This window comes from Bacteroidota bacterium, assembly GCA_030706565.1.
Lineage (GTDB): Bacteria > Bacteroidota > Bacteroidia > Bacteroidales > JAUZOH01 > JAUZOH01.
Window position 1 is genome coordinate 1 of record JAUZOH010000547.1, and the last position, 2,091, is coordinate 2,091.

1 protein-coding gene is annotated in these 2,091 nt (G+C 44.9%); it reads right to left on the reverse strand.

What is annotated here, in order from left to right; translation table 11 throughout:
* The coding region (locus Q8907_16645) for a glycoside hydrolase family 3 C-terminal domain-containing protein (protein MDP4275898.1) at positions 1–2,076 on the reverse strand (2,076 nt) is incomplete at its 3' end.
* Positions 2,077–2,091 lie beyond the last annotated feature (15 nt).

Here is a 2,091-nt window from a genome sequence, read left to right on the forward strand (position 1 = left end):
ACTGAATGTAAGTTCCTGACTTTCCCCAGGTTTCAATAATTTTGTCTTCGCAAAGCCCTTTAATTCCTCTTCTGGCTTTTGTATTTCGGTACGGGGAGCACTAAGATACAGTTCTGCTACTTCCTTCCCTGCTACCTTCCCTGTGTTTTTTACAGTTACCTTAACTGTTAAAGAATCAGAGAAGGTGTTGCTGCTCAAAGTAAGATCTGAATATTTAAAGTTGGTATAAGAAAGTCCATAACCGAATTCATAAGCGGTTGGAACCTTAAATGTCTCATAATAACGGTATCCTACATAAATCCCTTCATTGTAAAATGAATTTATTGGATTGTCTTTGGGTTCACCCGCAAATGTTTTTGAAGAAGGTACATCCTGGTATGCCAGGGGGAAGCTCATAGGCAATTTCCCTGATGGGTTAACCTTGCCCTTTAAGATATCGACCAGTGCACTGGCTCCTTTCTGACCGGTTTGCCAGGACAACACTATGGCATCTGCTGATTTACCCCAGTCGGCTGTTGAAATTACCCCGCCGATATTAAGCACAACGATTACTTTTTTACCTGCTGCATGATAGGCCTCGCAAACATCTTTTATTAAATTCACCTCAGTCTCTGACAAATCAAAATCTTTTGCATCTCTGTCCCTGCCTTCGCCTGCATTCCGGCCTATGGTAATTACTGCAACATCAGAACTCTTTACCTGCGCTGCAATCTGATCTTTGGAAAGGGGCAGTTCTGAATGAAAATCAACGGCATTCAATTTATCCCCTTTGGTATTGGACATCACTTCCTTTACAAAGTCCGTATAGATATCTTCCAGGGGTTTTACCACTTTATAGCCTGCATTGACAAATTCATCCTTGATGGATGCTGCAGATTCATAATTCACTCTGCCGCTGCCGGTCCCTCCTACGATAAACCTGTAAGATGTTTTGCCGAAAAGGGCTACATTCTTTACCTTTTTAAAAGGAAGGCTATTGTTGCCGTTCTTTAACAATACCATGCCCTCGCAGGCAGCTTCCCGGGCAGCTTCCAGATGGGCTTTCAAATCCGGGTGATTGGTAAATGCATAACCTTTAAATCGGGGAGTTTTCATAATAAAGTCCAGGATCCTCTCCAGGTTACGGTCCAAAACTTTTTCATCTATCGTTTTATTTTTTAATGCTTCCAACAATTCGGCACGCTGGTGGTTCCCCGGCTGGATCAAATCGTTTCCTGCCTTCATCTGGGCTACTGCATCGGCGCCTCCGCCCCAGTCGGTCATGACCATTCCCTTGAAACCCCATTCATTGCGAAGAATGGTCGTGATCAGGTCATGATTTTCGGAAGTATAAAAACCATTTAATTTATTGTAAGACGACATGATCGTCCAGGGCTGGGATTCTTTGACTGCTATTTCAAATCCCCTCAGGTAGATCTCCCTTAATGCGCGCTGGCTGACGATTTCGTTGACTTTCGTCCGGTTGGTCTCCTGGTTGTTGGCTACAAAATGTTTTACGGATGTTCCCACCCCGTTGGATTGTAAACCACGGACCATGGCTGCTCCCATTTTTCCGGACAGCAAAGGATCTTCCGAATAATATTCAAAATTACGTCCACATAGTGGATTGCGGTGGATATTCATGGCCGGAGCCAGTAATACATCACTGCCATATTCGAGCACCTCATTCCCCATGGCTTTCCCGATATTCTCAACTACCTGAGGATTCCAGGTGGTGGCAAGCGCTGTGGCTGTTGGAAATGCAGTGCAGTAATATGTCTGGGTTGCATCCTTACGGGTAGGATTGATCCGCAACCCGGCGGGCCCGTCACACAATACAGCAGAGGTAATGCCTAAACGGGGAATGCCCCATGTACGTCCGGCTGCTCCGTTTACCACCACATTCTTCTCCCCTTCCGGCTCTGAATTGATTGCACCACCTACTCCTATCAGTAGGTCCACCTTCTCTTCTGGCGTCATCGCCGCAATAACATCTTTGATTTTATCCTTTCCCAGTTGCGGGGCTTTACCCCCTGACTGGCCAAACAGTTGCATGGTAAATAACGATACAACTATAAAAAAACTGATTCTTTTCATTTTGGAATGTTAAAA